Below are 4,503 nucleotides of genomic sequence, written 5' to 3'. Positions count from 1 at the left end.
CCATCGATGGCGCCATGGTGGAGTTGTCGGCCCGTGAACTGGGCTTGCTCGAAGTATTGCTACAGCGTGCCGGGCGTCTGGTCAGCAAGGACCAACTGGTCGAGCGCCTGTGTGAATGGGGTGAAGAAGTCAGCAACAACGCCATCGAGGTCTACATCCACCGCTTGCGCAAGAAGATCGAAAAAGGACCGATCCGTATCGCCACCGTGCGCGGACTGGGTTACTGCCTGGAAAAAATACCTGGGTGAATATGGCCTCCTTACTTGTGGCGGTGCGACACTGCGGCCCTTGTTGCGATGAATATTTTTCATCGTGAGCAACGCTCGCTGTTCGGCGAGATCCTGGACTGGATGCTCACACCGCTGCTGCTGCTGTGGCCCATCAGTCTGGTGCTGACCTGGCTGGTGGCCCAAAGCATTGCCGGACGTCCTTTTGACCGGGCGCTGGAATACAACGCCCGTGCCATGGCCCAGCTCATCACGGTCAAGCGCAGTCAGGCGGAATTTGTCCTGCCGCGCCCGGCACGCGAACTGCTGCGCGCCGATGACTCCGACACGGTGTATTACCAGGTATTGGGACCCCATGGCGAATTCTTGAGCGGCGAACGTGAACTGCCACCACCGCCCGAAGAAGACAAGATGGTTCTGGACGAGGTCCGCATCCGCGACGATGTGGTCAAAGGTTTTGACATCAAGGTGGCCTACATCTGGGTCAGCTTGCCGGGCAGCTGGTCCAAACCAGCCCTGGTCCAGGTCGCCGAAACCCTGGAAAAACGCTCGGTGCTGGCGACCGAAATTGTCAAGGGCGTGATGCTGCCGCAGTTTGTCATCCTGCCACTGGCGGTGCTGCTGGTGTGGCTGGCACTGGTGCAGGCGATCAAACCTCTGCATCAGCTGGAAGAACGCATCCGCGCCCGCAAACCCGATGACCTTAGTCCGATCGACGCCCAGGCCGTGCCGCTGGAGGTGGCCCCGCTGGTGGATTCGGTGAACGACCTGCTGCTGCGCCTGACCGACTCGATTGCCACGCAAAAACGTTTTCTGGCCGACGCCGCCCACCAGCTCAAAACCCCACTGGCTGGCTTGCGCATGCAGGCCGATCTGGCTCAGCGCGAAGGCGCCAGCGCCGAAGACCTGAAGCAGTCCTTACGCCAGATCGGCCGCGCCAGCATCCGTGCCACCCACAGCGTGAACCAGCTGCTGGCGCTGGCACGCGCCGAGAGCAGCGGCTCGGCCATGCCACGCACCTTGTGTGATCTGGCCGAACTCTGCATGTCGGTGGTGCGCGACTGCGTCCCGCGCGCACTGGACAAACACATCGACCTGGGCTACGAAGGCACACAGCCCGGCACGCCCGGCTGCACGGTGCTGGGCAATGCCACCCTGATCAAGGAAATGGTGCGTAACCTGGTCGACAACGCCATCAATTACACCCCTTCGAGCCTGGAGCAGCCCGGGGTGATCACGGCGCGGGTCCTGACCGACCCTTTCGGGCGCACCTTGGTGTTACAGGTGGAGGACTCCGGCCCCGGTGTGCCCCCAGCCGAGCGTGAACTGGTGTTCCAGCCTTTTTACCGGGCGCTGGGCACCGAGGTGGATGGCTCCGGCCTGGGCCTGCCGATCGTGCTCGAAATTGCCCAGCAACACGGCGCCAGCGTCAGTCTGGAAGACACCAATCCGGGACAGACCCCACCAGGCGCACGTTTTGTGGTGCGTTTCACCGCCACCGTGGAAACCGACCTGGACGCGTGAGCCCGCAGCGGACCTGTCACTTCGAAACAGTTACCGCGCAGGCTTCCAGCGACTTGCCCGCAAGCGCCTCCTTGATGAGCGCCAGTTGCGGCTGCTGGGCCGGATCAAGCGCCGGCAGGCGCAGCCGGTAACGCGGCGTCGCAGGTTGCACCGACAGCACCCTGGCGGTGCGCACACCACGGCGGGTCAGCGCTTGCAAGGCCGTGTTGGCCGCCTCTTCCGAGTCAAAAGTTCCCAGTGACAAGCCGGGCGCCAACGCCGGGTTGCTCAGCGGCTCCAGAGGCACTTTCAGGCTGGTCAACTGCTCACGCTTCTTGGCCAGCTCAACCGCGTTGGCGTACTTGCCCATGTAAATCATCCAGCGCTCGGGCACCAGCACGTCCTCCATGACCCAGGCGCCGTCAGGCAGCTTGGCCTGCAGCAGTGCACGCAGCGTCTGCGCCTGCGCTGCATCCAGATCACCGGCCTGCCAGCACGTGGTGAGACTGGAGACTGCCGCTGCCGTGGGTTGCGCCTCTTGCGCCCCCAGGATCACCAGCGCCTGCGGCCTGACCTGCTGCGCCAGGCGTTGTGGTTCACGCTGCGAGACCGGCCCCCAACCATACGGCAACAACCACCCTTGGCCCCAGGCGAAATAACCCACGTTGAGCATCAGCAAAACCAGCACCACCAGACGCAACATGCGCAACACCTCTAAGAATGATGATCGTCCGGGCCAGGCACCGGACGCACACTGACCTCGGCACTGGTGACACTGCGCAGGCCCAGCGGCGTCTGCACCTGCAGGGCGCCTTGCGCATCCACCCCCAGCGCCAGCCCCTGGCTGCCATCACTGAGTGTCACGACCCGCTGCACCAGTGCATCGCGGGCATGAAATGCGGCCTGAAACGGCGCAAAACCACGCTGTTCAAAACGCAGGATGGCATCGACCAGCGGCGGCACGCTGCCGGCCAGCGCCTGCATGGCATCCATGCCGGAGGTCAATTCGGTCAGACCGACCGCTTCGGTGGACAAACCCGGCGGCGTGGGGGTCTGGATATTCACCCCCATGCCAATGACCACATAACGGCGGCGGTCGGCATAGACGTTGGCCACGTGAACGGTTTCAATCAGGATGCCCGCCAGCTTGCGGTCCCGCCACCACAGATCATTGGGCCATTTCAGCCGGATGTCCGGGTGCAGGCTTTGCGCCAGGCTCAAACCCACCGCCAGCGACAACCCCGACCAGTCCTGTGGTGCCAGGGACAGCCCCAACGAAAAGGTCAGGCAGGCTGGCCCGCCCGCGCCTCGCCCCTCCTCACTGTGCCAATACCGTCCCAGGCGCCCGCGCCCGGCGGTTTGGTGTTCAGCCACCAGCAACACCGGCTCAGCCTGACCCGCGCGTGCGCGGCGCATCAGCTCGGCGTTGGTGGAATCGATCTCGGGCACCACTTCCACGCTGAAGCCCGGCAACTGCGGCACCACAGCCTGCCAGATTGCCTCACAGGGCCACACAGTGATGTCAGGCAATGCCATGGGAACTACCGGCGCCGGCGTTTGGGTGCCAGCAGTGTGCCCCGGCAACTGGCAGCGCCACACCAGCAGGGGTATTCGGCCTTGAGTTTGGGGGTATAGCGCTCGTCAATGATCAGGCCATAGTCGTAATGCAGCTCTTCACCGGCGGCGATGTCACGCCGCGCCTTGATGAACACGCGGCCATCAAGCTCTTCGGCTTCACAATTGCCATCACACGAGTGATTGATCCAGCGCGACGAGTTGCCCTGCACCAGTGCGTCAATCACGCGCGTTTCATCAATGTGGAAATAAAACGTGTGATTGGGGTCTGCCGGGTCATGCGGGTGACGCGCCTGCGCTTCTTCCCAACTGATGATCTCACCCACGTATTCGATGATGGTGTCACCGGCGGCAATGTCTTGCACTGCGTACACACCTTTGCCATGAATACCAGAGCGGCGCACCTGGATGCGGCGGGATTTTGCGGGTGGTTTGCTGGGCACGGTAAAAATTTGGTATCGTGAACTCGTATGGGTGCGCGTGTGCGCACCTGCCTGTGTGTGCGCCCGTGTGCGGGCGCGAGAAATGGAATTGTAGTCAGATGAAAACCTTGGTTATTGCAGAAAAACCGTCGGTCGCCCAGGACATCGTGCGTGCCCTCACCCCGGTGGCCGGCAAGTTCGAGAAGCATGATGATCATTTTGAAAATGAACGTTATGTGGTCTCCAGCGCGGTAGGCCACCTGGTGGAGATCCAGGCCCCCGAGGCGTTTGATGTGAAGCGTGGCAAGTGGAGCTTTGCCCATTTGCCGGTGATCCCGCCCCACTTTGACCTCAAACCGGTCGACAAGACCAAGACCCGTCTGAATGCCGTGGTGAAACTGGCCAAACGCAAGGACGTCGATCAACTCATCAACGCCTGCGATGCTGGCCGCGAAGGGGAGCTGATCTTTCGCCTGATCGAACAGTATGCCGGTGGCAGCAAGCCGCTGGGCAAGCCGGTGCAACGGCTGTGGTTGCAGAGCATGACGCCGCAGGCCATCCGCGACGGCTTCGAGCACCTGCGCAGCGACGCCCAGATGCAACCCCTGGCCGACGCCGCACGCTGCCGCAGCGAAGCCGATTGGCTGGTCGGCATCAACGGCACGCGCGCCATGACCGCCTTCAATTCCCGTGACGGCGGCTTCTTTTTGACCACGGTGGGCCGGGTGCAGACACCGACCCTGAGTGTGGTGGTGGAGCGCGAGGAACTGATCCGC

At 62.8% G+C, this 4,503-nt stretch carries 6 protein-coding genes; 3 read left to right on the top strand and 3 right to left on the bottom strand.

Features of this window, described 5'->3' with window-relative positions:
* Together PHW99_RS18145 and PHW99_RS18140 are read left to right on the top strand one after the other, a co-directional pair.
* Window positions 1-248, top strand: a 248-nt coding sequence (locus tag PHW99_RS18145; RefSeq protein WP_300181033.1) for a winged helix-turn-helix domain-containing protein, incomplete at its 5' end; no start/stop codon positions are given.
* Between the two features lie 48 nt (window positions 249-296).
* Window positions 297-1,751, top strand: a complete 1,455-nt coding sequence (locus tag PHW99_RS18140) for a sensor histidine kinase (RefSeq protein ID WP_300181029.1) — start codon at window positions 297-299, stop codon at window positions 1,749-1,751.
* 16 nt (window positions 1,752-1,767) lie between these two features.
* Here PHW99_RS18140 and PHW99_RS18135 read toward each other — a convergent pair whose 3' ends face one another.
* The 3 genes from PHW99_RS18135 to PHW99_RS18125 are packed head-to-tail and all read right to left on the bottom strand — an operon-like array spanning window position 1,768 to window position 3,748.
* Window positions 1,768-2,433 (bottom strand): SPOR domain-containing protein, encoded by a 666-nt coding sequence (locus PHW99_RS18135; RefSeq protein ID WP_300181026.1) that lies wholly within the window; start codon window positions 2,431-2,433, stop codon window positions 1,768-1,770.
* 11 nt (window positions 2,434-2,444) lie between these two features.
* The gene (locus tag PHW99_RS18130) at window positions 2,445-3,266 is read right to left on the bottom strand and encodes a biotin--[acetyl-CoA-carboxylase] ligase (RefSeq protein ID WP_300181024.1); all 822 of its coding nucleotides are present in this window, start codon (window positions 3,264-3,266) and stop codon (window positions 2,445-2,447) included.
* A 5-nt stretch (window positions 3,267-3,271) separates the two neighbouring features.
* Window positions 3,272-3,748 (bottom strand): SET domain-containing protein-lysine N-methyltransferase, encoded by a 477-nt coding sequence (locus PHW99_RS18125; RefSeq protein ID WP_300181021.1) that lies wholly within the window; start codon window positions 3,746-3,748, stop codon window positions 3,272-3,274.
* Window positions 3,749-3,846: 98 nt separating this feature from the next.
* Between PHW99_RS18125 and PHW99_RS18120 the strand changes: the two genes are divergently transcribed.
* A partial coding sequence (locus tag PHW99_RS18120) for a DNA topoisomerase (RefSeq protein WP_300181019.1) occupies window positions 3,847-4,503 on the top strand: 657 nt, incomplete at its 3' end.

The organism is Rhodoferax sp. (genome assembly GCF_028689305.1).
Lineage (GTDB): Bacteria > Pseudomonadota > Gammaproteobacteria > Burkholderiales > Burkholderiaceae_C > Rhodoferax.
Note: the sequence above shows the minus strand (reverse complement) of the source record. Positions and strands in the feature narration are given on the sequence as shown.

What these genes read in the sequence shown, in the direction of transcription:
- PHW99_RS18140 (WP_300181029.1), top strand. Translation starts at nt 297, where the DNA reads ATGAATATTTTTCATCGTGAGCAACGCTCGCTGTTCGGCGAGATCCTG.
- PHW99_RS18135 (WP_300181026.1), bottom strand. Translation starts at nt 2,433, where the DNA reads ATGTTGCGTCTGGTGGTGCTGGTTTTGCTGATGCTCAACGTGGGTTAT.
- PHW99_RS18130 (WP_300181024.1), bottom strand. Translation starts at nt 3,266, where the DNA reads ATGGCATTGCCTGACATCACTGTGTGGCCCTGTGAGGCAATCTGGCAG.